General features: G+C 72.9%; 1 protein-coding gene and 1 pseudogene. One reads left to right on the top strand and one right to left on the bottom strand.

Translation table 11 applies throughout. The features are described 5' to 3' along the window. Positions 1-123 precede the first annotated feature (123 nt). The gene (locus QH283_RS08835) at positions 124-435 is read right to left on the bottom strand and encodes a type VII secretion target (RefSeq protein WP_280502534.1); all 312 of its coding nucleotides are present in this window, start codon (positions 433-435) and stop codon (positions 124-126) included. A 273-nt stretch (positions 436-708) separates the two neighbouring features. Here QH283_RS08835 and QH283_RS08830 point away from each other — a divergent pair. Then, positions 709-1,680: pseudogene (locus tag QH283_RS08830) on the top strand (NADPH:quinone oxidoreductase family protein). Positions 1,681-1,891 lie beyond the last annotated feature (211 nt).

Genomic DNA, 1,891 nt, shown 5'->3' with positions numbered 1-1,891 from the left:
CGCGGGTGTCGGTCACGGCCTTGCCCACGATGCGGTCGATGCCCTCGTACACGGACTTCAGGTGGTCGGCCGCCGCGGTCAGGCGGTCGGGCTGCCAGGCGGCGACGTCGTCGACGGTGAGGGTCATGGCAGCTGCATCCCGATCGTGGTGAGGGTGCGCTCGAACTCGGCCTCGGTGAGCTCGTAGACACCCGCCGCGTCGTCCATGGCGTCGGCGACGGTGGTGAGCCGTTCGGCCATCCTGGACAGGCAGCGGGTGACCGCGTCGCCGGAGCGCCGTGCGGCCGCGTCGAACGGCGTGCCGGGCAGGGCGCCCGCCGCCGCGTCGATCGCGCCGCCCGCGCCGAGCGCGGTGAGTTCCCCCGCTTCCGTGCCGAGCCGGGTCGCGAAGGTCCTGAGCGCGTCAGGATCGACCCGTAGCTGCTCTTCGGCCACGCCGATTCCCCCTCCTGCCGTCACGCTCCTGGCCCGGAGCCGCCGATGGCTTCCCCGACCATCGAGCCGGGCCAGGATAGCAATCCCGCCAGGTCAGCGCAGCCGTTCACCGGGCGGGCGGGTGTGCGCCGCGCCGCCGGAACGACCGTTCGTTATGTTGGTCACGGTGTCACCGGCGACGACCGGCGCCGCCGGACGGACCGCGGGACCGCACGGACCCGCGCCATCGGACCCGGGTGATCGGACCCCGGGAATGGACAGAGAGGTCGGCCCATGCGCGCAGCACAGGTCAGCAAGTTGGAGGGACCGGAAGCGGTCGAGATCGTCGACATCCCCGAACCCGCCCTCCCGGGCGGTGTGGTCATCGACGTGCACGCCGCGGGCATCGCCTTCCCCGACGTGCTGATGACGCGCGGGCTCTACCAGATGAAGCCGCAGCTGCCGTTCGTGGTGGGCGGCGAGGTCGCGGGCGTGGTCCGCGAGGCCCCCGAGGGCGCGCACGTGAAGGCCGGTGACCGGGTGCTGGCGTTGACCATGCTCGGCGGCGCGGTCGCCGAGACCGCCGTGACCCTGCCCGACCTGGTGTTCCCGCTGCCGGACAACATCTCCATGGAGGCGGGCGCGGGCATCCTGTTCAACGACCTCACCGTGCACTTCTGCCTGCGCAAGCGCGGCAGGCTGGCCGAGGGCGAGACCGTGCTGGTGCACGGCGCCGCGGGCGGTGTCGGCACCTCCACCCTGCGCATGGCGAAGGCGCTGGGCGCGGGCCGGGTGATCGCGGTGGTCAGCACCGCGGAGAAGGCCGAGGTGGCCAGGGCGAACGGCGCCACCGACGTGGTGCTCACCGACAACTGGCTGGCCGAGGTCAAGGAGCTGACCGGCGGCCGGGGTGTGGACATCGTGCTCGACCCGGTGGGCGGTGACCGCTTCACCGACAGCATCCGCTCGCTGGCCCAGGCGGGCAGGCTGCTGGTCGTCGGTTTCACCGCGGGCGAGATCCCGACCGTGAAGGTCAACCGGCTGCTGCTGCGCAATGTCGAGGTGGTCGGCGCGGCCTGGGGCGAGTGGTTCATGTCCAACCCCGGATACCTGCGCGAGCTGTGGTAATAGGTGGGCCTGCTGGTGGGGAGCGGGGCCATGGCGGCGCCGACGCCGGTGACCTACCCGCTGGACAAGGCCGCCGAGGCCGTCGCCTCCCTGGACAACCGCACCGCCACCGGCAAGGTCGTCGTCACCGTCCGCTGACCGGGGATCCCCCGCCCGCGCGCCGGTAGAGTGCCAGGCATGCGGATACCGTCGGCGCTGTTCACCGGGCTTGTCCTGGTCGTGGCGCTGTCTGCCTGCGGTTCCGGCGGCGGAACGGCCACCGACGAGCCGCTGCGGCCACCCCCCGACCTGGCCCCGCACCAGCCCCGGCTAGGCCGGGGTGGGCAGAGGAACGAAGGCCGGCGCGGCG

The sequence above is a fragment of the Nocardia farcinica genome (assembly GCF_029867845.1).
Taxonomy (GTDB): domain Bacteria; phylum Actinomycetota; class Actinomycetes; order Mycobacteriales; family Mycobacteriaceae; genus Nocardia; species Nocardia farcinica_A.
The sequence above is the reverse complement of the archived record's forward strand: the minus strand, read 5'-3'. Positions and strand labels throughout refer to the sequence as shown.